The organism is Pseudomonas sp. W2Aug9 (genome assembly GCF_023127755.1).
GTDB classification, from domain to species: Bacteria; Pseudomonadota; Gammaproteobacteria; order Pseudomonadales; family Pseudomonadaceae; genus Aquipseudomonas; species Aquipseudomonas synxantha_A.
The window spans coordinates 547,877-571,693 of sequence record NZ_SPKL01000035.1 but is presented as its reverse complement, the minus strand read 5'-3'; the positions used below and the strand labels follow the sequence as shown (position 1 = coordinate 571,693).

Genomic DNA, 23,817 nt, shown 5'->3' with positions numbered 1-23,817 from the left:
GTTTGTCACCGAATATTCCGAGGTGCAAACCGTTGGTTGGAATTTTGAGGGCGCGAACCCTATCACAAAAAAACGCCATCACCGAATGGAATTCCTGGCTTGTATTTAAGGGTTGGGGCATGGCTACAATCGGGCTTTGTTATGCCCTTAAAACATGACAAACAGGGTATGGGCGGTGGAGGCCGCGTGAGCCAAAGAATTTCTAATAATAATGAGGTGGCGCGTGGAGCAAGATGCCTGGCAGATACTGATCATCGAGGACGACGAGCGACTCGCCGAGTTGACCCGTGAGTACCTGGAAAGCAACGGCCTGCGCGTGTCGGTGGAAAGCGATGGCGCCCAGGCTGCGGCGCGCATCATCGCCGAGCAGCCGGACCTGGTGATCCTCGACCTGATGCTGCCCGGCGAAGATGGCCTGAGCATCTGTCGCAAAGTTCGCGAGCGCTATGAGGGCGTGATCCTGATGCTTACCGCGCGTACCGACGACATGGACCAGGTGCAGGGCCTGGACATGGGCGCTGACGACTATGTGTGCAAGCCCGTGCGCCCGCGCCTGTTGCTGGCGCGTATCCAGGCGCTATTGCGGCGCAGCGAGCCGGCGTTACCGGCGGCGGGGGAAAACCAGCGCCGCCTGCAGTTCGGCCCGCTGGTGGTGGACAACGCGCTGCGCGAAGCCTGGCTGCACGATGGCGGGATCGAACTGACCAGCGCCGAATTCGACCTGCTGTGGCTATTGGTCGCAAATGCCGGGCGCATCCTGTCCCGGGAAGAAATCTTCATTGCCCTGCGCGGCATTGGCTACGACGGCCAGGACCGCTCCATTGATGTGCGCATCTCGCGCATTCGGCCGAAAATCGGCGACGACCCGATCCACCCGCGCCTGATCAAGACCATCCGCAGCAAAGGCTACCTGTTCGTCCCCGAAGCCGCTGCCGACATGCCGCTGTGAATTCGATCTTCCTGCGCATCTACGGCGGCATGTGCGCGGCGCTGATCCTGGTGGCGTTGCTCGGCGCCCTGGCGTTGCATCTGCTCAACGACGTGCGCAGCGGCCAATACCGCGAAAGCCTGGCCCACGGCACCTTTGCCTTGATGGGCGATAACCTGCAAGCCATGAACGCCATCGAACGGCTGCGTGCCTTGGCGGTATGGGAGCGTTTGCTGGGCATTCCGCTGGAGCTGCGCACGTTTACAGAGGCGCAACTGGACCTGGGCCAGCGCAACCGCTTGCAACGCGGCCAGGTGCTGGTGGAACAGACCGGCCCTCATGCGGCGCGGGTACTGCGACTGGTCAGCGAGCAGGAACAGCTGGTGCTCACCGGTGAAGTGCAGCAGATCAGCGAGCAATTGGCCCGTGCAACTATCTACCTGCTGGCCGACGAACTGGTGCGTTTTCCGGTGGCTGAGCAGCCACAACGCCTGGCCGACATCAAGCAGGCCAAGGGCTTTGGTTTTGAGATGCACTTGATGGCCCTTGACCAGGCCGATATGGACGACGACCAGCGCCGTCGCGTGGCGGAGGGCGATACGGTGATGGCCCTGGGCAAGGGTGGCGATTCGATCCGCGTATTTGCCGGCATGGTCGGTACGCCGTGGGTGCTGGAAATCGGCCCGCTCTATCAAATGAACCCCTATCCGGCGCAGTGGCTGATTCTGATCACCTTGATCGGCCTGACCCTGATCGGCTTGATCGTTTATCTGCTGGTGCGCCAGCTGGAGCGCCGGCTCAAAGGCCTGGAGGCGGCAGCAACGCGGATCGCCAAGGGCAACCTGGAGGTGCGCGTGCCGGCCCGGGGCGCCGATTCGGTAGGGCGCCTGGCTGCCGCGTTCAATGGCATGGCCGAGCACTTGCAGCAATTGCTGGCGATTCAGCGCGAACTGGTGCGTGCGGTGTCCCATGAGCTGCGCACGCCGGTAGCGCGCCTGCGTTTTGGCCTGGAGATGATTGGTGACGCCGCCACTCCCGAGGCGCGGCGTAAATACCTGGAAGGCATGGACGGCGATATCCAGGACCTCGATGGCCTGGTGGATGAAATGCTCACCTATGCGCGCCTGGAGCAGGGCGCGCCGGAGTTGAATTTCCAGCGAGTGGACCTCGATGCGCTGCTTGACCAAGTGATTGGCGAATTGTCGCCACTGCGCCCGCAGGTCACCGTGACTCGCGGTGTCTGCCTGTCATCGGCCCACTGGGAGGACGCCTGGGTCGACGCTGAGCCGCGTTACCTGCACCGCGCCCTGCAAAACCTTGTCAGTAACGCCATGCGCCACGCCAAGGGCCAGGTGCTGATCAGTTATCAGGTCGGCCAGCTGCGCTGCCGTATTGATGTGGAAGACGATGGCCCCGGCGTGCCGGAGAGTGCCTGGGAGCGAATTTTCACGCCGTTCCTGCGCCTGGACGACAGCCGTACCCGCGCCTCGGGGGGGCATGGCCTTGGCCTGTCGATTGTGCGGCGGATCATCTATTGGCACGGCGGGCGGGCGTTGATCAGCAAGAGCAACAACCTGGGCGGGGCGTGCTTCAGCCTGAGTTGGCCAAGGGATCAAGACAAACCCTGACACCGCTATCGGGACCAAGTCTATCTAGCGCCGATGGCCACCAGGCTCAACAACTGCTTGCCTTCCACCCCAAACTGCCCCTCCAACTCTTTGCCATCACCCCATTCTTCAGAAAGATCCGTGAGCAACCGCAGCCGCACATGGCCCGCCTGTGACCACTCCAACAGCTCGGCATGTTCAAAGTAAAAGCGCTTTTGCACGATGGGGTAGAGCGCCTTGAACAGACTCTCCTTGATCGAAAACGTCAGCGTCACCAGCAACCCATGCAGCTCACGCGGTATGGTCGCCATACGCTGCAGCTCGTTGGCTGTCAGAATTTCCCCGGCCAGGCGCTCCGCCCGCTCCAGAGTCAGCACATTCTCCAGGTCCATGCCCAGCCCGCGCCATTGCGCCTTATGCCCGACAATCGCTGCGGCGTGCCCGGTGCTGTGGGTGATGGAACCACTGATATGCCCTGGCCAGACAGGCGCGCGGTCTTCACCGATGGCTGGAATGCAGTTGAGGTTATCCAGGCGTTGCAGTGCTTCTCGGGCGCACAGGCGCCCTGCGAGAAACTCCGCCTGACGCTTGGCAACCGAGCGCTGAATGCTCGCCGGCGGCGGCACAGCGCTGCGTTGGAAATCGCCCGCGTCCAATAAGGCCGGATCAAATCGGGTGCTCAAAAACACCGTGCCAGGTAAGGCGACAGGTAGCGGCCAACGGGCATCGAGCGGGGTGCAGCAAGAGGGTAGGGGCGTCATGCGCGGTATTTTGCCGAGTTGGCGCGCCAGTGGATAGTCCGGCGCGGTTCAGGTGTGGTTAAGAGCCTGTTCAGGGGGAGTTCAGGGGCGCCTGCGTAGTCTGGACCTCACAGGCCAAACGCATATGAGGTAATGACCATGACTGCGATCAAGAAGCTGATGTTGGCGTTAACCATGCTCGGTGCCACCGCGGGCGTGCAGGCCAGCGATGGCGCCTTTGCGGCCTTTGGCGGCGAAAAAACCAGGAAATCCGGCAACCTGATCCATCGTGTCAGCTTCGAAGACGTCGGCACCCAGGCCGCGCCGTGGGGTCAGGCCCTGGGCGTTACCGCTGCGCAACCCGACTATCGCAGCGGCTACACGCACCTGACGGGCCAGTACAATGGCATTAAACTGCACCCGCAAGACGTGCAGGGCCGCTATGATATCCCTCTGTCGGACAGTTGAATTGCCTTGGAGAGCCTTATGAAATTGCTGGTGGTGGAAGATGAGGCGCTGCTGCGTCATCACCTGTTTACCCGCCTGACCGACAGTGGGCATGTGGTCGAAGCTGTGGCCAATGCCGAGGAAGCCCTGTACCAGACCGGCCAGTTCAACCATGACCTGGCGATCATCGACCTTGGCCTGCCCGGCATGGGTGGCCTGGACCTGATCCGCCAATTGCGTACCCAGGCCAAGACTTTCCCGATCCTGATCCTGACCGCTCGCGGCAACTGGCAGGACAAGGTCGAAGGCCTGGCGGCCGGTGCCGACGACTACGTGGTCAAACCCTTCCAGTTCGAAGAGCTGGAGGCGCGCATGAATGCCTTGCTGCGCCGCTCCAGCGGCTTTACCCAGTCCACTATCATCGCCGGGCCGTTGCTGCTGGACCTCAACCGCAAGCAGGCCTCCCTGGATGAACAGCCGCTGGCGTTGACCGCCTACGAATATCGGATCCTTGAGTACTTGATGCGTCATCATCAACAGGTGGTGGCCAAGGATCGCTTGATGGAGCAGCTCTACCCTGATGATGACGAGCGCGATCCGAACGTGATCGAAGTGCTGGTCGGTCGCCTGCGCCGCAAGCTGGAAGGCCCCGCCGGGTTCAAGCCGATCGATACCGTGCGCGGCTTGGGTTACCTGTTCAATGAGCGCTGCCGTTGATTCGCTCGCTACGTGTGCGCCTGATGCTGGCGGCCGCCACCCTGGCCGTGCTGTTTATGCTCGGCCTGTTGCCGGCCATGCAAGGCGCCTTCAGCCTGGCCCTGCAGGATTCCATCGAGCAGCGTCTGGCGTCGGATGTGACCACCCTGATTTCTGCGGCGCGGGTGGAAAATAACCGCCTGCTGATGCCGGCGCAGTTGCCTGACGAACGTTTCAACCTTACCGACAGCCGCCTGCTCGGCTATATCTACGACCGCGAAGGCCATCTGGTGTGGCGTTCGCGGGCGACCCAGGAAGAAAACATCAACTACAAACCGCGTTACGACGGGCGCGGTAATGAGTTTGCGCGCATCCGCGAGGCCAATGGCCAGGAATTCTTCGTGTATGACGTCGAGGTCCGGTTGCTGGGGGGCAAGAGCGCCGCCTTCAGTATCGTCGCCCTGCAACCGGTGCGTGAGTACCAGTTGACCCTCGAAGGCTTGCGCGAGAACCTTTATCTTGGATTCGGCGCGGCCCTGCTGGTGCTGTTGACGCTGCTGTGGCTGGGCCTGACCTGGGGCCTGCAAGCCTTGCGGCGCCTGAGTCAGGAACTTGACCAGATCGAAGGCGGTACCCGCGAAAGCCTCAGTGAAGAACACCCCCGCGAACTGTTGCGCCTGACCGGCTCGCTCAACCGTTTGCTGCACAGCGAGCGGGAACAGCGTACGCGCTACCGTGACTCCCTTGACGACTTGGCCCACAGTTTGAAAACCCCGCTGGCGGTCTTGCAGGGGGTGAGCGAAGACATGGCCCAGCGTCCCGAAGAGCGCAGCCAGGCGTGGGTATTGCAATCGCAGATTGAGCGCATGAGCCAGCAGATCGGCTACCAATTGCAGCGTGCGAGTCTGCGTAAAAGCGGACTGGTGCGTCACCAGGTACGTCTGGAGCCCGTGCTGCAAAGCCTGTGCGATACATTGGAGAAGGTTTACCGCGACAAGCGTGTCACCGTCACCTTTGATCTGCCACCTGAGTGCGACGTGCCCATCGAGAAAGGCGCGCTGCTCGAAATGCTCGGCAACCTGCTGGAAAACGCCTATCGCCTGTGCCTCAAGCAAGTGCGAATCAGCTTGGTGGAAAACCTGGACGGCCTTGAACTGTGTATCGAAGATGATGGCCCAGGCGTGCCACCGGACCAGCGCGCCCGGATCCTGCAAAGGGGCGAACGTCTGGACCGCCAGCACCCGGGGCAGGGCATCGGGTTGGCGGTGGTCAAGGACATCATCGAAAGCTATCACGCGCGTTTGACGTTGGGGGATTCAGCGTTAGGGGGGGCTGCGTTCAGGATTCATTTTCCGGCCTTGTGATCTGCACTGGCCTCTGAATGTATTCACACATCAGATTTTGTAAACCCGATCAACTGTGGGAGCTGGCTTGCCTGCGAAGAGGCCCTCCCAGGCGCTATACCTTTAACTCTCCTGCGCCCTGTAGGCCCCCGGCGTCAACCCCGTCCATTTCTTGAACGCCCGATGAAACGCCGACGGTTCGGAGAACCCCAACTGTTCGGCAATTTCCTGCAAAGACAAATCCGCCCGCCCCAGGTGGTAGATGGCGATGTCTCTCCGTAACTCATCCTTCAGAGCCTGAAAGCTGCTGCCTTCTTCGCGCAGATGCCGGCGCAGGGTTTGCGGGCTGATGTGCAAATGCTGGGCGACGGCTTCCAGGTCCGGCCAGGGCGTGCGGTCGCGGCTGAGCAAGCGGCGCAACTGGCTGCTCAGGCTGTCGCCTTCATCCGGCCGCGACAGCAAGTCGGCAGGGGAGCGCTGCAAAAAATGCTTGAGAGTGCGTTCATCCTGCAACAACGGCAGGCTCAGGTAGCGGCTGGGAAACACCAGGCTGCTGGTCGGCGCACCGAACACCAAGGGGCAGGGGAACAGCAGGTCGTACTCGCCAGCATGGTCCGGCATCGGGTAACTGAAGGTGGCCTGTTGCAGCCGGATTCGCTGGCCGATCAGCCAACTGCCCAGGCGATGCCAGATCACCAGCAGGCATTCACTGAGGAAGTGATCCGGGTCCCATAGCTGCGAGTCATCCAGGCTCAGCCGCGCCATATCGCCTTCTTTCGTCAGCTGCCAGCGCGGGCCCTGTGGGAATAGGCTATAAAACAATAAGCCGCGTTCCAGAGCCTTTTCCAGCGTGCGGCAGTGGATCAGGGCGTGGCACATCATGGCGAAGGTGCCACGCTTGCTCGGGCCTTCGGCGAACCCCAGGTATTCGTCATCCAGCCCCAGCCAGAGCATTTGCAGCAACCGCGTAAATTGCTCCGGAGCGATACGGGCGCGGGGCTCGGTCAGCAGTTCGGGGCTGATGCCCACCTGCTGCAACAGCCCTGAGTAGTCGTAACCCACACGACGCGCACCGCCGAGGGCGGCTCGGGCGTAGTGACTGGCGATGGTACGTTCACGCATGAAAGGGCCTCATCCATGGAGTGGCGGATGGTAGTCAGACCCCGGCGCGACGGCAAGGCGGATATCCGCCAAATTGTAGGACGAGACGGGGTGGGCGGGCGGAAATCCGCCACCTTGTTCCACGGCTCAAGCGCGTCAATAAACGCCAAGCCCCGATGTTGAAGGGCCTTCAGGGTGTTTAAGCAAAGTGGCACGCTGTTTGCGATAGGGATTGCAGCGCAGGCTCTCTCCTACAGGCTTCGCAAACAACAAATCCCTCCAGTGCAGGAGGGTTCGCAATTCAAGTGTCGTGGGCAATGGCGGATATTTGCCACACGGGACGATTGAGGAACTTTGCAATGACGACTCGTCAGCCAATCTACAAATCCCTGTATTTCCAGGTGATCGTTGCAATCGTTATCGGTATTTTGCTCGGCCACTTCTACCCGCAGACCGGCGTGGCCCTCAAGCCACTGGGTGACGGCTTTATCAAGCTGATCAAAATGGTCATCGCCCCCATCATCTTCTGCACCGTTGTCAGCGGTATCGCTGGCATGCAAAGCATGAAATCGGTCGGCAAAACCGGTGGCTACGCACTGCTGTACTTCGAAATCGTGTCCACCATCGCCTTGCTGATCGGCCTGGTCGTGGTCAACGTTGTGCAGCCGGGCGCCGGCATGCACATCGACGTCGCCACCCTGGACGCTTCCAAAGTGGCGGCCTACGTCACCGCCGGTAAAGACCAGAGCATTGTCGGCTTTATCCTCAACGTCATCCCGAACACCATCGTCGGCGCCTTTGCCAACGGCGACATCCTGCAAGTGCTGATGTTCTCGGTGATCTTCGGTTTCGCCCTGCACCGCCTGGGTGCCTACGGCAAGCCGGTGCTGGACTTCATCGATCGCTTCGCCCACGTGATGTTCAACATCATCAACATGATCATGAAGCTCGCGCCAATCGGTGCCCTGGGCGCCATGGCGTTCACCATCGGTGCCTACGGTGTGGGTTCGCTGGTGCAGCTGGGCCAGCTGATGATCTGCTTCTACATCACCTGCATCCTGTTCGTCGTGCTGGTGCTGGGCGCAATCTGCCGCGCTCACGGTTTCAGCGTGTTGAAACTGATTCGCTACATCCGTGAAGAGCTGCTGATCGTACTGGGTACTTCGTCTTCCGAATCCGCACTGCCGCGTATGCTGATCAAGATGGAGCGCCTGGGTGCGAAGAAGTCCGTCGTCGGCCTGGTGATCCCAACCGGTTACTCCTTCAACCTCGACGGTACGTCGATCTACCTGACCATGGCTGCCGTGTTCATCGCTCAGGCGACCGACACCCACATGGACATCACCCACCAGATCACCCTGCTGCTGGTGCTGCTGCTGTCCTCCAAAGGCGCTGCAGGTGTGACTGGCTCGGGCTTTATTGTCCTGGCTGCCACCCTGTCGGCTGTCGGCCACCTGCCGGTTGCCGGCCTGGCGCTGATCCTGGGTATCGACCGCTTCATGTCCGAAGCCCGTGCCCTGACCAACCTGGTGGGTAACGCCGTAGCCACCATCGTTGTGGCCAAGTGGGTCAAGGAGCTGGACACCGACAAGCTGCAAAGCGAGCTGGCATCCGGTGGTACCGGTATCTCCGAAACTCGCGAGCTCGATGACCTGGGTGTGGCCGAAGGCCCTGCTCCTGTGGTCAAGTAAGCCGCTGATGGCGTGATCTGACGCTTAGGCAATTGGCAAACGCCCCGACTGGTTCGGGGCGTTTGCGTTTGTGCGCGGCCACTTTTTGATTATTTTGCTTTACAGTAAACGACGATTTTTCAACGCTGGCAGGAAGGTTTGATGGACAGTGTGGATTTGAATGTCCTGCGTAGCGTCCTGGAATGGCGCCGCGCCGGGCAGCGCGTGGTGCTGTACAGCGTGGTACAGACCTGGGGCAGCGCGCCGCGCCCTCCGGGGGCGATGCTGGCCTTGCGTGGCGACGGTGTGGTCATTGGTTCTGTGTCCGGAGGCTGCATCGAAGATGACTTGATCGCACGCCTGCAGGACGGGCGGCTGGCGGACGACGGACCACCAGTGCAGCTGGTGACCTACGGCGTCACCCGCGACGAAGCGGCACGTTTTGGCTTGCCGTGTGGCGGCACGCTGCGCCTGACCGAAGAGCGGGTGGATGATTGGGCCTGGGTCGAGCAACTGTTGGCGCGCTGTGAAGACCACCAGGTCGTCGCACGTGAATTGAACCTGGCCACGGGCGCGGTAACCCTGAGCGCTGCGAGCAAGACTGATGTGGTGAGCTTCGACGGCGAACGCCTGCGCGCCATTTACGGCCCGCGCTGGCGGCTGCTGCTGATCGGCGCCGGGCAACTGTCGCGCTACGTCGCCGAAATGGCGCGCTTGCTGGATTTCGAAGTGCTGATTTGCGACCCCCGCGAAGAGTTCGTCTACGGCTGGGAAGAGCAACATGGCCGCTTTGTACCTGGTATGCCCGACGAGGCGGTGTTGAACATCCACACCGATGAGCGCACGGCCATCGTTTGCCTGACACATGATCCGCGTTTGGATGATATGGCGCTGCTGACGGCGCTGAACTCCGCTGCGTTCTACATCGGCGCCCTGGGTTCGCGGGTCAATACCCAGAAGCGCCGGGAGAACCTGGCGGCGCTGGGCTTGTCGGCGGATGCGATTGCGCGCTTGCACGGGCCGATTGGTTTGCATATCGGCAGCCATACACCGGCGGAGATTGCCCTGTCGTTGATGGCGGAAATTGTCGCGATCAAGAACGGCGTGGCACCGATGCAGAAAAAGCCCCTGGCGGTAGCGGCGCAGTGACCGTTACAGCGATTGTGCTGGCAGCGGGGCAGGGCAGTCGCTTTCGCGCCGAAGCCGGGGCGGATCAAGACAAGTTACTGGCTGCTTGCGTGGGGCTGGATGGCGTTATCCGGCCGGTCATCGAGCAGGTGCTGCGCAACTTGCCTGAGCGTGTTGTAACGCGCTGGCTGGTGACGTCGCCGGGGCGCGGGGAGGTTATCCGCCTGGCAGAGGCTTATGGCTGTCAGGTTGTACTGCTGGACTCGAGCGGGATGGGCGACAGCATTGCGGCCGCGGTCAAGGCCAGCGGTGCAGCGGATGGGTGGCTGGTGGTGTTGGGGGATATGCCGTTTATCCAGTCATCGAGTATCGAGCGGGTTATTGCCAGCGTGGAGGGCATCACTGTGCCGGTATCTGCCGGGCAGTATGGGCACCCGGTGGCTTTCGATCACACGTTTGGGCCGGCGCTGATGGCTCTGAGTGGGGATCGTGGGGCCAAGCCGTTGTTTGCACAAACACAGGTGCGAGAGGTGCAGGTAGATGATCCTGGTGTGCTTTGGGATGTCGATGTGCCGCAACGGTTGAGTTTTACTGCAGGTTAAGTGTGGGAGCTGGCATTCCAAGTAGCCATAAAAAAGCCCCGCCTGATTGCTCAGGCGGGGCTTTTTAGTGGCGGATGGAATCAGACGAGGGGTTTAGGCTCTTCTTCCACGGCCTTGTGCTCTACCGCCTGGGCAGCCGCTGCGGCAGCTGCTTCGGCTTCCTTGCGACGACGACGCACTTCACGCGGGTCGTTCGGCGCACGGCCATTTTCGGTAAGGGCGCTGGCAGGTGCAGCTTCAACCACTGGGGCAGCCACTTCGGCAACCACTGGGGCTTCAACTTCAACCACGGGTGCGGGCTCCACAACCGGCGTCGGCTCAACCACTGGGGCTGGCTCGGCGACGACTTCAGCAACCGGCGTCGGCGCTTCTTCTACCGCAGGGGCAGGCGTTGGCGCTTCAACCGGGGCAGCTGGCTCAGCGGTCCACTGGAAGGCGGTCTGTTCTTCGCGAACTTCACGCACAACCGGGGCGGCTTCTTCGGCAACCGGTGTTTCTACAGCCACTTCAACCACTGGCGCAGGCTCGATAACCGGTGCGGGCTCAACAGCAACCACTTCGGTTTCTGGCTGTGCGTCGCGAACCGGAGCAACTTCCACTTGCGCAACCACTGGGGCTTCGATAGGGGTCGTGGCTTCAACAACTGGCGCTTCCACAACCGGCGCTTCAACCACTGGGGTCTGGACAACGGGTGTTTCTACGGCAGCAGTTTCTTCGACAGCGGCGGTAGCACGCTCGGCTTGCTCGTGAGCCTGGGCTTCAGCAGGTGCGCTGATGACCGAGCTGGCGACGGCAGCGGTAACGGCCAAGCCGGCAGCCAGTTCGGCGCCCGTTGGTTCGTTGCTGGCCGCTTCTGCGTTTTCGCCGGCTTCTTCCGAGCCTTCGATCACGTTGCCGTTGGCGTCACGCTGACGCTCACGACGGTTGCTGCGACGACGCTGGCCACGGGAGCGGCGGCGTGGACGATCGCCTTCGGCGTTGTCCTGGCCGTCTTCCTGCAGTTGCTCTTCGCCGGTCAGTACTTCTTCTTCGCTGGCGGCAGCGGCTTGCTCGGCGCGTGGTTGACGCTCTTCACGCGGCGGGCGCGGCTGGCGCTCTTCACGTGGGGCACGCTCTTCACGCGGCTGGCGCGCCGGGCGTTCTTCGGTGGTTGCGGCAGTGGCAGCAGCGACGGCAGGTGCCGCATCCAGCGGCTCGCGCAGTTCACGCACACGCTCTTCACGCTCGCCACGCGGCTTGCGATCTTCGCGCGGAGCACGCGGGGTACGTGGTGCGCGCTCTTCACGCGGTGCACGTTCTTCACGGGCTACGGCCGGGGCTTCTTCACGGGCTTCGCGAGGAGCGCGCTCTTCACGGGGGGCGCGTTCTTCACGCGGTGCACGTTCTTCGCGTGGCTTGCGTTCTTCGTCACGGCGGCCGTTGCGGTTGCGGCTCTGCTGGCGGCCGTTGCGACGCTCTTCGTTGCGCGCCGGGCGCTCGGTGGCAGGCTTTTCAACCACAACCGGGGCGGCAGGCTCTTCCTTGGTGGCGAACAGGCTGACCAGCGACTTCACCAGGCCCTTGAACAGGCTTGGCTCAGGCAGGGCGGCTGGCGCGGCAACCGGGGCGGCGGCTTCGGTCGGTACCGGTGCGTTGGCGCGGGCCGGCGCAGTCTTGACGGCCGCTTCCTGGCGAACCAGGGTGCGGGTCGCAGCGGCTGGCTGGACTTCTTCGACTTCGGCAGCAGCCGCGGCGATTTCATAGCTGGACTGGCCGCTGTGGGCTTCCGGGCTGTCATCACGCAGGCGCTGGACTTCGAAGTGCGGCGTTTCGAGGTGATCGTTCGGCAGGATGACGATACGGGCACGGGTGCGCAGTTCGATCTTGGTGATCGAGTTGCGTTTTTCGTTGAGCAGGAAGGCGGCAACCGGAATCGGCACTTGTGCGCGTACTTCGGCGGTGCGGTCTTTCAGGGCTTCTTCTTCGATCAGGCGCAGGATCGCCAGGGACAGCGATTCAACGTCACGGATGATGCCGGTGCCGTTGCAACGCGGGCAGACGATGCCGCTGCTCTCGCCCAGGGATGGACGCAGGCGCTGACGGGACATTTCCAGCAGGCCGAAGCGCGAGATGCGGCCGACTTGCACGCGAGCGCGGTCAGCTTCCAGGCATTCGCGGACTTTCTCTTCCACGGCGCGCTGGTTCTTGGCAGGGGTCATGTCGATGAAGTCGATCACGATCAGGCCACCGATGTCACGCAGGCGCAGCTGGCGGGCGATTTCTTCAGCCGCTTCCAGGTTGGTCTGCAGGGCGGTTTCTTCGATGTCGCTGCCTTTGGTGGCGCGCGCCGAGTTGATGTCGATGGACACCAGGGCTTCGGTCGGGTCGATGACGATGGAGCCGCCGGAAGGCAGTTCGACCACGCGCTGGAAGGCGGTCTCGATCTGGCTTTCGATCTGGAAACGGTTGAACAGCGGAACGCTGTCTTCGTACAGCTTGATCTTGCTGGCGTACTGCGGCATCACCTGGCGGATGAAGGTCAGGGCTTCGTCCTGGGCTTCAACGCTGTCGATCAGCACTTCGCCGATGTCCTGGCGCAGGTAGTCGCGGATGGCGCGGATGATCACGTTGCTTTCCTGGTAGATCAGGAATGGCGCGGAACGATCCAGGGACGCTTCCTTGATAGCGGTCCACAGTTGCAGCAGGTAGTCGAGGTCCCACTGCATTTCTTCGCTGCTGCGGCCCAGGCCTGCAGTGCGAACGATCAGGCCCATGTCGGCCGGTGCGATCAGGCCGTTCAGCGCTTCGCGCAGTTCGTTGCGCTCTTCGCCTTCGATGCGACGGGAAATACCGCCGGCACGCGGGTTGTTCGGCATCAGGACCAGGTAACGGCCAGCGAGGCTGATGAAGGTGGTCAGGGCGGCGCCCTTGTTGCCACGTTCTTCTTTCTCGACCTGGACGATGACTTCCTGGCCTTCGCTCAGGACGTCCTTGATGTTCACGCGGCCTTCGGGGGCTTTCTTGAAGTATTCGCGGGAGATTTCTTTGAGGGGCAGGAAGCCGTGGCGCTCGGAGCCGAAATCGACAAAGGCAGCCTCAAGGCTTGGTTCGATGCGAGTAATACGGCCTTTATAGATGTTGGCCTTCTTTTGCTCGCGTGCACCGGATTCGATGTCCAGGTCGTAGAGGCGTTGGCCATCTACCAGTGCAACACGCAACTCTTCGGGTTGAGTTGCGTTAATCAGCATTCTTTTCATGTTGTACCGTCGGTTTCCGGGCTGCCGGAAACGGCGTTCGGCACACACGACTTCTCACGGTCGGTGTCAGGTGCGTCAAGAGTGGTTGGCCACTCCAGTGTCCAGCAAAATCGGCCAATTGGGCCGGTATCGCGACGGACGCGTCCTGCTCGTTAGCGGTGGTGACAAAGGCACCACTTCAACAAAAGCTAAGGTCAGGAGGAGGAATCAACCGGCGACTGTGGACGAGATGAAGCGTCTGAAACAAGCCTAGTGCTACACAGTCCGACGGTTGTGCATCTCCACCCTACACGTATCCCTGATAATTCGGGTGCTGCCGCGCGCAGAATCCGCAGCGGGTTGGCATTTACCGTGGGCTCCAATGGGGAGTCCACGCTCATGGCTAAACAAGACTAGGTGTGGGCGACTGCGCTCTCACTCAGCTCTTAACAGGCGTTGTTTCCGAAGCATCTGCCATGGTCTGGCTCAAGACTGACTGCACTTTGTGAACTGGCCGTAAATATCGGCGCAAAACGCGAGTATTCACTCTGCTTTTTGCACTCGCTTCAGGCCTCATGTCACCTGCGCTTGTTACAATCCCGAGCCTTCCAAGGTGGCCGAAGCCCCGTAGGACGGCCTCGCGTCCTGATGAATTGCGATGGTCAGGGCCGGCAATTTGCCGCATGTCCTCTGCCCAGGCCGCTTTTGGCGGCGTTCGCGACTATAGCAGCAATGATTAAGTGCTTCAATTCCATAAAAAATTGTTATCATCGCGGCCATGACGACTACCACCCCCCCGACCCCCAGCGTCCAGCTGCTTGAGGTCTCGCCGGAATATGCCGGCCAACGCATCGACAATTTTCTCCTGGCCCGGCTCAAAGGCGTGCCCAAGACCTTGATTTACCGCATTTTGCGTAAAGGCGAAGTGCGCGTGAACAAGGGGCGGATCAAGCCTGAGTACAAGTTGCAGGCGGGCGATATCGTCCGTGTGCCGCCCGTACGCGTGCCTGAGCGCGACGAGCCTGTGCCCCTGGCCCAGGGGCTGTTGCAGCGCCTGGAAGCCTCGATTGTCTTCGAAGACAACAAACTGATCGTGATCAACAAGCCGTGCGGCATCGCAGTTCACGGCGGCAGTGGCCTGAACTTCGGCGTGATCGAAGCCTTTCGCCAGTTGCGCCCGGATGCCAAGGAGCTGGAGCTGGTCCATCGCCTGGACCGTGACACCTCCGGCCTGTTGATGATCGCCAAGAAGCGCAGCATGTTGCGCCACCTGCACACCGCCCTGCGTGGCGACGGTGTGGACAAGCGCTACATGGCGCTGGTGCGTGGCAATTGGGCCAGCTCGATCAAGAGCGTTCGTGCACCGCTGCAAAAGAGCAACCTGCGTTCCGGTGAGCGTATGGTCGAGGTGGACGAGGAGGGCAAAGAAGCCCTGACCCTGTTCAAGGTACTGCGCCGCTTCGGCGACTTCGCCACCATGGTCGAAGCCAAACCGGTCACTGGTCGTACTCACCAGATACGCGTGCACACCCTGCACGCGGGGCACTGCATTGCCGGTGACACCAAGTACGGTGATGAGGGTTTCTCCAAGGAGATCCGCGATCTGGGCGGTAAACGTCTGTTCCTGCACGCCTACATGCTCACTGTGCCGCTGCCCGATGGTGGCGAGCTGAAATTGCAGGCGCCGGTCGACGAGATGTGGGCCAAGACCGTGGAGCGTTTGAGTGTCGCACCTTGACTACAAACTGCTGATCTTCGATTGGGATGGGACGCTGTGCGATTCCATTGGTCGGATTGTCGAGTCGATGCATATGGCTTCGACTCGCTCGGGTTTTGAGTTGTGCAGCGACATCGCGGTCAAGGGCATCATTGGCCTGGGCTTGCCTGAAGCAATCCGCACGCTTTACCCGCAAATTGCCGACGACGAGCTGATAGCGTTCCGCGAGCACTATGCCGATCACTACATTGCGCTGGAGGCCGAGCCTTCGCCGCTGTTCGACGGTGTGGTGCAGTCGCTGGAGGCTTTGCGTGCCGAGGGCTTTCAGCTGGCGGTCGCCACCGGAAAAGCCCGTCGCGGGCTGGATCGGGTGCTCAAGGCGCATGGCTGGGAAGACTATTTCGACATTACCCGTGCGGCTGATGAAACCGCCAGCAAGCCCCATCCTCTGATGCTGGAGCAGATCCTGGATCATTGCGGTGTATCGCCGCGCCAGGCATTGATGGTGGGTGATGCGTCTTTCGACCTGATGATGGCGCGCAATGCTGGCATGGACAGCGTGGCGGTCAGCTATGGCGCCCAGGCTGCCGAGGCGTTGCAGCAATACGAGCCGAGGCTCACGATTGATCATTTTTCTGAATTGCAGGCCTGGCTCAGCCGGGCCCGATAAGTCTTTGCTGGGGTTGATGGCATGAGTGACGAGTGGAAAGCGCCCGAAAAGGCCGAAAGCAGTGATGATAAAAGCTGGAAGCTGCTGGAGAAGACCCTCCTGGCCAGTGTCCAGGAACAGCGTCGTTCGCGGCGCTGGGGGATTTTTTTCAAGCTGCTGACCTTTGTTTACCTGCTTGGGATGCTGGCGCTGTTCAGTCCGCTGATGGATATGGAAAAAAGCGCTACCCGCGGTAGTCACTACACCGCCCTGATTGAGGTGCGCGGTGTGATTGCCGACAAAGAGCCCGCGAGTGCCGACAATATCGTCACCAGCCTGCGCGCCGCCTTCGAAGACCCCAAGGTCAAGGGCGTGATCCTGCGTATCAACAGTCCTGGCGGCAGCCCTGTGCAGTCGGGCTATGTGTATGACGAGATTCGCCGGCTGCGCGCACTCCATCCGGATACCAAGCTCTACGCGGTAATTTCCGACCTGGGCGCCTCGGGGGCTTATTACATCGCCAGTGCCGCTGACCAGATCTATGCCGATAAGGCCAGCCTGGTGGGCTCCATTGGTGTGACGGCGGCCGGTTACGGTTTTGTCGGCACCATGGAGAAGCTGGGGGTGGAGCGTCGCACCTACACCTCGGGTGAGCACAAGGCGTTCCTGGATCCTTTCCAGCCGCAAAAGGCGGATGAAACCGCGTTTTGGCAGAGCGTGCTCGATACCACTCATCGCCAGTTCATTGCCAGCGTCAAGCAGGGCCGTGGTGACCGGTTGAAGGATAAGGATCATCCGGAGTTGTTCTCCGGGTTGGTGTGGTCGGGCGAGCAGGCATTGCCGCTGGGCTTGATTGACGGATTGGGTAGTGCCAGCTCGGTGGCGCGGGATGTGGTTGGCGAGAAGGAGTTGGTGGATTTTACAGTCGAGGAATCGCCGTTTGATCGCTTCTCCAAAAAGCTCGGCGCCAGCGTGGCTGAGAAGCTTGCGCTGTACATGGGCTTCCAAGGCCCGACGCTACGCTGATACCACGAGCCTGCTGTAGATCAAAAGGTGGGAGGGGGGGCTTTCTCCCTCCCACATTTGGCCGGTGGTGTATTTAAGGGATTTGCACGCCCTCAGCGAGCAGCATATCCACCAGCCGAATCAGCGGCAGCCCGACAAGGCTGGTCGCATCCGGCCCTTCGGTGCTTTGGAACAGGCTCACGCCCAGCCCCTCGGCCTTGAAGCTGCCCGCGCAGTCATAGGGCTGCTCGATCCGCAGGTAGCGCTCAATACGCTCTGCATCCAGCTCGCGCATGGTTACCGTGAAAGGCACGCAGTCGACCTGGCAATGCCCTGTGTTGCTGTTGAGTAGTGCCAGCCCGGTAAGAAAGCTCACACGCTTGCCACTGGCCGCCAACAACTGTTCGCGGGCGTTTTCAAAGGTGTGAGGCTTGCCGATGATCCGGCCTTCCAGTGCAGCGACCTGGTCAGAGCCAATGATTAAATGGCCAGGATGGCTGGCGGCGAGGGCGCGGGCTTTTTCTTCGGCCAGGCGCTTTACCAGTTCGATGGCGGATTCGTCCGGGCGGTGGCTTTCGTCGATATCCGGCGAGCTGCAGGTGAAAGGCAGGTGCAGGCGGCTCAGTAATTCCCGGCGATAAACCGAGCTGGACGCGAGTAATAAAGGCAGCATATACGTCTCCTCAAGGCAGTCACCGATTCTAGCGACGCGACCGGCTGACGCACAGGGCTGAATTTCCTTTGACATGGCTGGGTGCATCCCTATAATGCTGCGCCTATGTTGAATGACCCGATTCCACCTCACGTTGACCCGCGCAAATTGGCTGATCGTGGCACCACCCTTCAAGGTGAAGTGCTGCTGGCCGATTTGGAGAGACTCTGCGACCCGCTTTCCGACACTGTCGGTACGGTGCAGGCTAAATTCGTTTTTGAACGAGATGAACGTAAGTCTGTGGTAATCCACAGCTTTATCGACACCGAAGTCAAAATGGTTTGCCAGCGTTGTCTTGAGCTGGTCACCCTGCCGATCCACAGCGAATGCAGTTATGCTGTGGTGAAAGAGGGTGCGAATACCCAGTCGTTGCCGAAAGGTTATGACGTGCTGGAACTGGGCGAAGATCCATTGGATCTGCATGCACTGATCGAGGAGGAGCTTTTGCTCGCCTTGCCCATTGTGCCTGCTCATCATCCGGAAGAATGCCAGCAGCCGGAGGGTCTCGATGACGAGGCCGAGCCGAGCGAGGACGAGGTAACGCGGTCCAACCCGTTCAGTGTATTGGCGCAGTTAAAGCGTGACCCAAACGTTTAGGAGTTAATCAATTATGGCTGTTCAGCAGAACAAAAAATCCCGCTCCGCCCGTGACATGCGCCGTTCGCACGACGCTCTCGAGGCTAGCACCCTGTCCGTGGAAAAGACCACTGGTGAAGTTCACCTGCGTCACCACGTATCGCCAGAAGGCGTATACCGTGGCCGTAAAGTGATCGACAAGGGCGCTGACGAGTAATCACTTGTCTGCCCAAGTCATCGCGATTGACGCAATGGGCGGGGACTTCGGTCCCCGCAGCATTGTTCAGGCCTGCATTGCCAGCCTGTCTGCTACGCCCTCGCTGCACCTGACCCTCGTCGGTCAACCTACCCTTCTTGAAGAACTGATTGCCAGCCATCCGGCGGTGGATCGCGCGCGCCTGACCATTACGCCCGCCAGCGAAACCATCAGCATGGATGAAAAGCCGGCCGCAGCCTTGCGCGGCAAGCCCGACTCTTCAATGCGTGTGGCTCTTGAGCTGCTGCGTGATGGCAAGGTGCAAGCCTGTGTCAGTGCCGGTAATACAGGGGCGTTGATGGCCTTGTCGCGGCATGTGCTCAAGACCTTGCCGGGTATCGACCGCCCGGCGATGGTGGCGGCGATCCCGACGCAGAAGGGCTATTGCCAGTTGCTGGACTTGGGCGCCAATGTCGATTGCAGTGCCGAGCACCTGTTGCAGTTCGCCGTGATGGGCTCGGTGGCCGCTGAAGCGCTGGGCGTAGCCCGGCCAAGGGTCGCCCTGCTGAATATCGGCACCGAGGACATCAAGGGCAACCAGCAGGTCAAGCTGGCCGCCACGTTGTTGCAAGGCGCGCCGGGCTTGAACTACATAGGTTTTGTCGAAGGTGACGGCTTGTACCGTGGTGAAGCCGACGTGGTGGTGTGTGACGGGTTTGTCGGCAACATCCTGCTCAAGTCGAGCGAGGGCTTGGCAACCATGATTGCCACGCGTATCGAAGCCTTGTTCAAGCAGAGCCTGGTATCGCGCATGGTCGGTGCCCTGGCGCTGCCGTTGATGCGCCGCTTGCAGGCCGACCTGGCACCGGCACGGCACAACGGAGCGAGCTTTCTCGGCTTGCAGGGCATTGTGGTCAAAAGCCACGGCTCGGCCGGCGTGCAGGGGTTTCAAAGTGCGATTGCGCGGGCGTTGATCGAGATACAGGAAAACCTGCCGCAACGCCTGCACGGCCGTCTTGAGGATCTGTTGCCTTAGGCGAATTGGCCCGGGAGTGCTTAAATGTGACCGGCCAGTTCAATTGACCATCCAATCTGTCAGTTTCGCGCGCTCCCACCGTTGGAGTGCGCATTTTTGACGACCAGATCATTAGGGGCTTGTTACATGTCTACATCCCTCGCATTCGTCTTTCCAGGGCAGGGTTCGCAGTCCCTCGGCATGTTGGCCGAGCTGGGCGCGCAATACCCGCTGGTCCTGGATACCTTCAAGGAAGCTTCCGATGCCCTGGGTTACGACCTGTGGGCGCTGACCCAGCAGGGGCCGGAAGAGCAGCTCAATCAAACCGATAAAACCCAGCCGGCCATTCTGACCGCTTCGATCGCCCTGTGGCGCTTGTGGCTGGCAGAAGGTGGGGCGCGTCCGGCATTTGTTGCCGGGCACAGCCTGGGCGAATACAGCGCCCTGGTGGCGGCGGGCAGTCTGACCCTTGGTGAAGCGGTCAAGCTGGTCGAGCGTCGTGGCCAGTTGATGCAAGAAGCCGTTCCGGCCGGGCAGGGCGGCATGGCCGCGATCCTGGGCCTGGATGATGCGGTGGTAATCGAGGCCTGCGCCGAAGCGGCGCAAGGTGAGGTGGTCAGCGCGGTGAACTTCAACTCCCCGGGGCAGGTGGTGATCGCCGGCGCCAAGGCGGCTGTTGAGCGCGCCATCGAAGGCTGCAAGGCCCGGGGTGCCAAGCGTGCACTGCCGTTGCCGGTGAGCGTGCCGTCCCACTGCGAACTGATGCGCCCGGCTGCCGAGCGCTTTGCCGAGTCTATCGCGGCCATCAACTGGCAGGCGCCGCAGATCCCGCTGGTGCAGAACGTCAGCGCGGCCGTGGCTGCCGACCTCGACACCCTCAAGCGCGACCTGCTGGAGCAACTGTACAAGCCGGTGCGCTGGGTTGAATCGGTCCAGACCCTGGCTGCCAACGGCGCCAACGAGTTGGTCGAGTGCGGCCCGGGCAAAGTCCTGGCCGGCCTGAACAAGCGCTGCGCCGACGGTGTGTCGACCGCCAACCTCAATACCCCTGAAGCCTTCGCTGCCGCTCGCGCGGCACTGGCCTGAATCCCGTACTTAGGAGAAGCCTGCATGAGTCTGCAAGGTAAAGTTGCACTGGTTACCGGCGCTAGCCGTGGCATTGGCCAGGCCATCGCCCTGGAGCTGGGCCGTCAGGGCGCCGTTGTGATCGGCACCGCCACTTCCGCCTCGGGCGCCGAGCGTATCGCCGCGACCCTGAAGGAAAACGGCGTGCAGGGTACCGGCCTTGAGCTGAATGTGACCAGCGATGAGTCCGTGGCTGCCGTATTGGCCGAGATCACTGCACAGTTCGGTGCGCCGGCGATTCTGGTGAACAACGCCGGTATCACCCGTGACAACCTGATGATGCGCATGAAAGACGACGAGTGGTACGACGTGGTCGATACCAACCTGAACAGTCTGTTCCGCCTGTCCAAGGGTGTTTTGCGCGGCATGACCAAGGCGCGTTGGGGCCGAATTATCAATATTGGCTCCGTAGTGGGTGCCATGGGCAACGCAGGCCAAGTAAACTACGCTTCCGCCAAGGCCGGTCTGGAAGGTTTCAGCCGTGCACTGGCACGTGAAGTCGGTTCGCGGTCGATTACGGTCAACTCGGTGGCCCCAGGGTTCATCGACACCGATATGACCCGCGAACTGCCGGAAGCACAGCGTGAAGCGCTGCTGACGCAGATTCCGCTGGGCCGTCTGGGCCAGGCTCAAGAGATCGCGAATGTGGTCACTTTCCTGGCATCCGACGGTGCGGCATACGTGACTGGGGCTACAATCCCGGTGAACGGCGGGATGTACATGAGTTAAATTGTGACGGATCGCTTCAAAAAAATGTCATACGAGCTGTCTAAAATCCGTTATAAAGCTGCAACTTAATTTATAGGCAGGTGGCCGACCGGGTACAGGGTGAAGCTTTCAGTTGAAAAGCTGAAATGGCTTTCTATACACTTACCCACTGGCCAGCTGCCTGAATTTGTCCATTAGGAGTTAAACAAGGTATGAGCACCATCGAAGAGCGCGTCAAGAAAATCGTTGCCGAGCAACTGGGCGTTAAGGAAGAAGAAGTGGTCAACACTGCTTCCTTCGTAGAAGACTTGGGTGCCGATTCCCTTGACACCGTTGAGCTGGTGATGGCTCTGGAAGAGGAATTCGAGACCGAAATCCCGGACGAAGAAGCTGAAAAAATCACTACTGTTCAAGCTGCCATCGACTACGTTACCAGCCACCAGGCGTAATAGTTTGTAGTCGTCGCTTGCTGTCAGGGAAAAACCGCACTGCTGTAACGGCGTGCGGTTTTTTCTTTAGGCGGTGATGAAAAGTAAGCTGCGAATCGAAGTGTCGTCATTAGAAAAAGGAGAGTGCTGTGTCGCGTAGACGCGTCGTAGTCACCGGTATGGGTATGTTGTCGCCACTGGGCACGGATGTGCCGAGCAGTTGGCAGGGCATTCTGGCTGGCCACAGTGGTATTGGTCTGATCGAACACACGGACCTTTCTGCCTATTCCACCCGTTTTGGCGGCTCGGTAAAGGGCTTCAATGTCGAGGAGTACCTCTCGATCAAAGAATCCCGCAAGCTCGACCTGTTCATTCAATACGGCCTGGCCGCCGGTTTTCAGGCAGTGCGTAACGCTGGCCTGGAAGTCACCGACGCCAACCGTGAGCGCATCGGCGTGGCAATGGGCTCGGGTATTGGCGGTTTGACCAATATCGAAGAAACCAGCCGCACGCTGCACGATTCCGGCCCGCGTCGAATTTCACCGTTCTTCGTGCCCGGCTCGATCATCAATATGATTTCCGGCTTCCTGTCCATCCACCTGGGTGCACAAGGGCCTAACTACGCCATCGCAACGGCGTGCACCACGGGCACCCACTGCATCGGCATGGCGGCGCGCAACATCGCTTATGACGAAGCGGATGTGATGATCGCCGGTGGCGCTGAAATGGCCGCCTGCGGCCTGGGCATGGGTGGCTTCGGTGCATCCCGTGCGTTGTCGACCCGCAATGACGAGCCCACCCGAGCCAGCCGTCCGTGGGACAAGGGCCGTGATGGCTTCGTGCTGTCTGACGGCGCCGGTGCCCTGGTGCTGGAAGAGTTGGAGCACGCCAAGGCGCGTGGCGCCACCATCTACGCCGAGTTGATCGGCTTTGGCATGAGCGGCGATGCCTATCACATGACGTCGCCACCGTCCGACGGTGCCGGTGCTGCGCGCTGCATCACCAATGCACTGCGCGATGCGAAGGTCAACCCTGACCAGGTGCAGTACATCAACGCCCATGGTACTTCGACGCCGACCGGCGACCTGGCGGAAGCCGAAGCCATCAAGTCGGTGTTCGGTGAACATGCCTACAAGCTGGCCGTCAGCTCCACCAAGTCCATGACCGGCCACCTGTTGGGTGCGGCGGGCGCGGTCGAGGCGATCTTCAGTGTAATGGCGATCAAGGATCAGGTCGCTCCGCCGACCATCAACCTTGATGAGCCGGACGAAGGCTGCGACCTGAACTTCGTGCCCCACGAAGCGCAACCGATGCCGATCGACGTGGTGATCTCCAACTCGTTCGGGTTTGGTGGCACCAACGGCTCCCTGGTGTTCCGCCGGTTTGCCGAGTGATGCACAGCTGGGTCGACGGTCAGCCGGCGGGCAGCGTGCCCCTGAAAGATCGTGGCCTGGCGTATGGCGATGGGATATTCGAGACCATCGCCGTCAAGGCCGGGCAGCCGTTGCTGCTCGACCGTCACCTGCAACGCCTGGAAGAGGGTTGCAGGCGCTTGGCACTGGTGGCCGATCACGGGTTGATTCGCAACGAAGTGCTTGGCTTCGCCGCTGCGCTGGGTGACGGTGTCCTCAAGTTGATCCTCACCCGTGGCGACAGCCTGCGCGGTTATGGCATCAACCCTGGCGCCCCGGTGCGTCGTATCTTGCAGGGCAGTGCGCCCGCTGTTTACCCGCCCGCCCATGCAATCGAAGGCATCCGCCTGTTCCCCTGTACCACGCGCTTGGCTGAGCAGCCGCTGCTGGCCGGTCTCAAGCACCTCAACCGCCTGGAGCAAGTGATCGCCCGTGCCGAATGGCAAGATACCGAACATGCCGAAGGCCTGATGCTGGATATGTCCGGGCGGGTGATCGAAGGCGTGTTCAGCAACCTGTTCCTGGTGCGCAACGGCTTGTTACTAACCGCTGATCTGACCCGTTGCGGCGTGGCCGGGGTGATGCGCGCCGAACTGCTGGCCCAGGCACATGCGCTGGGCGTCCCGGTGGTCGTGGCCGACATCAATATTGAGCAGTTGCAGCAGGCCGATGAAGTCTTTGTCTGCAACAGCGTATATGGCATTTGGCCGGTGCGTGGATGCGCTGCGATGAGCTGGCCGGTTGGGCCGCTCACCCGTAAACTGCAGGGTATTGTTCGCGCGCTATTGGATATTTGA

The 23,817-nt window shown here is 61.0% G+C and carries 23 protein-coding genes; 19 read left to right on the top strand and 4 right to left on the bottom strand.

The annotated features are described in order from the left end of the window. Nucleotides 1-223 precede the first annotated feature (223 nt). A complete protein-coding gene (locus E3O56_RS23375; protein ID WP_032879844.1) occupies nt 224-949 on the top strand; it encodes a response regulator in 726 nt (241 codons plus the stop codon). Continuing rightward, nucleotides 946-2,556: an ATP-binding protein gene (locus tag E3O56_RS23370; RefSeq protein ID WP_032879845.1), complete on the top strand. Its 1,611-nt coding sequence runs from the start codon at nt 946-948 to the stop codon at nt 2,554-2,556. The genes E3O56_RS23375 and E3O56_RS23370 overlap by 4 nt, the downstream gene beginning before the upstream one ends. Nucleotides 2,557-2,576: 20 nt before the next feature. Here E3O56_RS23370 and E3O56_RS23365 read toward each other — a convergent pair whose 3' ends face one another. After that, on the bottom strand, nt 2,577-3,296 hold the full coding sequence (locus E3O56_RS23365) for a 4'-phosphopantetheinyl transferase superfamily protein (protein WP_248129072.1): 720 nt from the start codon (nt 3,294-3,296) through the stop codon (nt 2,577-2,579). 138 nt (nt 3,297-3,434) lie between these two features. Between E3O56_RS23365 and E3O56_RS23360 the strand changes: the two genes are divergently transcribed. The 3 genes from E3O56_RS23360 to E3O56_RS23350 are packed head-to-tail and all read left to right on the top strand — an operon-like array spanning nt 3,435 to nt 5,782. Beyond that, complete coding sequence (locus E3O56_RS23360) at nt 3,435-3,743, top strand: hypothetical protein (RefSeq protein ID WP_248129071.1); 309 nt, start codon at nt 3,435-3,437, stop codon at nt 3,741-3,743. A gap of 18 nt (nt 3,744-3,761) precedes the next feature. Beyond that, nucleotides 3,762-4,439 carry a response regulator gene (locus E3O56_RS23355; RefSeq protein WP_005790569.1) on the top strand — a complete coding sequence of 226 codons (678 nt, stop codon included), beginning with the start codon at nt 3,762-3,764 and terminating at the stop codon, nt 4,437-4,439. Further along, nucleotides 4,436-5,782, top strand: coding sequence for an ATP-binding protein (locus E3O56_RS23350; protein WP_005790567.1), 1,347 nt, complete (start codon nt 4,436-4,438; stop codon nt 5,780-5,782). The genes E3O56_RS23355 and E3O56_RS23350 overlap by 4 nt, the downstream gene beginning before the upstream one ends. A 102-nt stretch (nt 5,783-5,884) precedes the next feature. Here E3O56_RS23350 and E3O56_RS23345 read toward each other — a convergent pair whose 3' ends face one another. Continuing rightward, on the bottom strand, nt 5,885-6,883 hold the full coding sequence (locus tag E3O56_RS23345; RefSeq protein WP_005790566.1) for an AraC family transcriptional regulator: 999 nt from the start codon (nt 6,881-6,883) through the stop codon (nt 5,885-5,887). 338 nt (nt 6,884-7,221) lie between these two features. On the opposite strand from E3O56_RS23345, the gene E3O56_RS23340 reads away from it, so the two are divergent. The 3 genes from E3O56_RS23340 (at nt 7,222) to E3O56_RS23330 (ending at nt 10,262) form a co-directional block, all read left to right on the top strand. Then, nucleotides 7,222-8,553 carry a dicarboxylate/amino acid:cation symporter gene (locus E3O56_RS23340; RefSeq protein WP_003189258.1) on the top strand — a complete coding sequence of 444 codons (1,332 nt, stop codon included), beginning with the start codon at nt 7,222-7,224 and terminating at the stop codon, nt 8,551-8,553. A gap of 141 nt (nt 8,554-8,694) precedes the next feature. After that, the gene (locus E3O56_RS23335) at nt 8,695-9,681 is read left to right on the top strand and encodes an XdhC family protein (protein WP_078822099.1); all 987 of its coding nucleotides are present in this window, start codon (nt 8,695-8,697) and stop codon (nt 9,679-9,681) included. Further along, nucleotides 9,678-10,262: a nucleotidyltransferase family protein gene (locus E3O56_RS23330; protein ID WP_032879853.1), complete on the top strand. Its 585-nt coding sequence runs from the start codon at nt 9,678-9,680 to the stop codon at nt 10,260-10,262. The genes E3O56_RS23335 and E3O56_RS23330 overlap by 4 nt, the downstream gene beginning before the upstream one ends. Nucleotides 10,263-10,342: 80 nt before the next feature. Here the strand turns inward: E3O56_RS23330 and rne are convergent, their stop codons facing one another. After that, nucleotides 10,343-13,489, bottom strand: coding sequence for a ribonuclease E (gene rne, locus E3O56_RS23325; protein WP_218276558.1), 3,147 nt, complete (start codon nt 13,487-13,489; stop codon nt 10,343-10,345). A gap of 766 nt (nt 13,490-14,255) precedes the next feature. Here rne and rluC point away from each other — a divergent pair. The 3 genes from rluC to E3O56_RS23310 are packed head-to-tail and all read left to right on the top strand — an operon-like array spanning nt 14,256 to nt 16,869. Then, nucleotides 14,256-15,215, top strand: a complete 960-nt coding sequence (gene rluC / locus E3O56_RS23320; protein WP_005790558.1) for a 23S rRNA pseudouridine(955/2504/2580) synthase RluC — start codon at nt 14,256-14,258, stop codon at nt 15,213-15,215. Next, the gene (locus E3O56_RS23315; RefSeq protein WP_078822096.1) at nt 15,202-15,864 is read left to right on the top strand and encodes an HAD-IA family hydrolase; all 663 of its coding nucleotides are present in this window, start codon (nt 15,202-15,204) and stop codon (nt 15,862-15,864) included. The genes rluC and E3O56_RS23315 overlap by 14 nt, the downstream gene beginning before the upstream one ends. 21 nt (nt 15,865-15,885) lie before the next feature. Beyond that, nucleotides 15,886-16,869: a S49 family peptidase gene (locus E3O56_RS23310; protein ID WP_078822095.1), complete on the top strand. Its 984-nt coding sequence runs from the start codon at nt 15,886-15,888 to the stop codon at nt 16,867-16,869. Nucleotides 16,870-16,942: 73 nt separating this feature from the next. Here E3O56_RS23310 and E3O56_RS23305 read toward each other — a convergent pair whose 3' ends face one another. Then, complete coding sequence (locus E3O56_RS23305; RefSeq protein WP_032879859.1) at nt 16,943-17,521, bottom strand: nucleoside triphosphate pyrophosphatase; 579 nt, start codon at nt 17,519-17,521, stop codon at nt 16,943-16,945. 105 nt (nt 17,522-17,626) lie between these two features. Between E3O56_RS23305 and E3O56_RS23300 the strand changes: the two genes are divergently transcribed. The 8 genes from E3O56_RS23300 to pabC all read left to right on the top strand — a co-directional run bounded on the left by E3O56_RS23300 (nt 17,627) and on the right by pabC (nt 23,817). After that, the gene (locus tag E3O56_RS23300) at nt 17,627-18,157 is read left to right on the top strand and encodes a YceD family protein (RefSeq protein WP_005790551.1); all 531 of its coding nucleotides are present in this window, start codon (nt 17,627-17,629) and stop codon (nt 18,155-18,157) included. 13 nt (nt 18,158-18,170) lie between these two features. After that, complete coding sequence (rpmF, locus tag E3O56_RS23295) at nt 18,171-18,353, top strand: 50S ribosomal protein L32 (protein ID WP_003179396.1); 183 nt, start codon at nt 18,171-18,173, stop codon at nt 18,351-18,353. Between the two features lie 4 nt (nt 18,354-18,357). Then, nucleotides 18,358-19,368, top strand: a complete 1,011-nt coding sequence (gene plsX, locus E3O56_RS23290) for a phosphate acyltransferase PlsX (protein WP_032879860.1) — start codon at nt 18,358-18,360, stop codon at nt 19,366-19,368. Between the two features lie 126 nt (nt 19,369-19,494). Beyond that, nucleotides 19,495-20,433, top strand: a complete 939-nt coding sequence (fabD, locus tag E3O56_RS23285; protein WP_032879861.1) for an ACP S-malonyltransferase — start codon at nt 19,495-19,497, stop codon at nt 20,431-20,433. 24 nt (nt 20,434-20,457) lie between these two features. Continuing rightward, nucleotides 20,458-21,201 carry a 3-oxoacyl-ACP reductase FabG gene (gene fabG, locus E3O56_RS23280; protein ID WP_005790544.1) on the top strand — a complete coding sequence of 248 codons (744 nt, stop codon included), beginning with the start codon at nt 20,458-20,460 and terminating at the stop codon, nt 21,199-21,201. Between the two features lie 191 nt (nt 21,202-21,392). Further along, entirely contained in the window at nt 21,393-21,629 is a 237-nt protein-coding gene (gene acpP / locus E3O56_RS23275) for an acyl carrier protein (RefSeq protein ID WP_003175607.1), read from the top strand. Nucleotides 21,630-21,757: 128 nt separating this feature from the next. Beyond that, the gene (fabF, locus tag E3O56_RS23270) at nt 21,758-23,002 is read left to right on the top strand and encodes a beta-ketoacyl-ACP synthase II (RefSeq protein WP_248129070.1); all 1,245 of its coding nucleotides are present in this window, start codon (nt 21,758-21,760) and stop codon (nt 23,000-23,002) included. Then, on the top strand, nt 23,002-23,817 hold the full coding sequence (gene pabC, locus E3O56_RS23265; RefSeq protein ID WP_248129069.1) for an aminodeoxychorismate lyase: 816 nt from the start codon (nt 23,002-23,004) through the stop codon (nt 23,815-23,817). The genes fabF and pabC overlap by 1 nt, the downstream gene beginning before the upstream one ends.

Coding starts and splice junctions, on each gene's coding strand:
- E3O56_RS23355 (WP_005790569.1), top strand. CDS start 3,762: ATGAAATTGCTGGTGGTGGAAGATGAGGCGCTGCTGCGTCATCACCTG.
- E3O56_RS23300 (WP_005790551.1), top strand. CDS start 17,627: ATGTTGAATGACCCGATTCCACCTCACGTTGACCCGCGCAAATTGGCT.
- rpmF (WP_003179396.1), top strand. CDS start 18,171: ATGGCTGTTCAGCAGAACAAAAAATCCCGCTCCGCCCGTGACATGCGC.
- E3O56_RS23345 (WP_005790566.1), bottom strand. CDS start 6,883: ATGCGTGAACGTACCATCGCCAGTCACTACGCCCGAGCCGCCCTCGGC.
- acpP (WP_003175607.1), top strand. CDS start 21,393: ATGAGCACCATCGAAGAGCGCGTCAAGAAAATCGTTGCCGAGCAACTG.
- E3O56_RS23340 (WP_003189258.1), top strand. CDS start 7,222: ATGACGACTCGTCAGCCAATCTACAAATCCCTGTATTTCCAGGTGATC.
- rne (WP_218276558.1), bottom strand. CDS start 13,489: ATGCTGATTAACGCAACTCAACCCGAAGAGTTGCGTGTTGCACTGGTA.
- pabC (WP_248129069.1), top strand. CDS start 23,002: ATGCACAGCTGGGTCGACGGTCAGCCGGCGGGCAGCGTGCCCCTGAAA.
- E3O56_RS23335 (WP_078822099.1), top strand. CDS start 8,695: ATGGACAGTGTGGATTTGAATGTCCTGCGTAGCGTCCTGGAATGGCGC.
- fabD (WP_032879861.1), top strand. CDS start 19,495: ATGTCTACATCCCTCGCATTCGTCTTTCCAGGGCAGGGTTCGCAGTCC.
- fabG (WP_005790544.1), top strand. CDS start 20,458: ATGAGTCTGCAAGGTAAAGTTGCACTGGTTACCGGCGCTAGCCGTGGC.
- rluC (WP_005790558.1), top strand. CDS start 14,256: ATGACGACTACCACCCCCCCGACCCCCAGCGTCCAGCTGCTTGAGGTC.
- E3O56_RS23360 (WP_248129071.1), top strand. CDS start 3,435: ATGACTGCGATCAAGAAGCTGATGTTGGCGTTAACCATGCTCGGTGCC.
- E3O56_RS23365 (WP_248129072.1), bottom strand. CDS start 3,296: ATGACGCCCCTACCCTCTTGCTGCACCCCGCTCGATGCCCGTTGGCCG.
- E3O56_RS23310 (WP_078822095.1), top strand. CDS start 15,886: ATGAGTGACGAGTGGAAAGCGCCCGAAAAGGCCGAAAGCAGTGATGAT.
- E3O56_RS23305 (WP_032879859.1), bottom strand. CDS start 17,521: ATGCTGCCTTTATTACTCGCGTCCAGCTCGGTTTATCGCCGGGAATTA.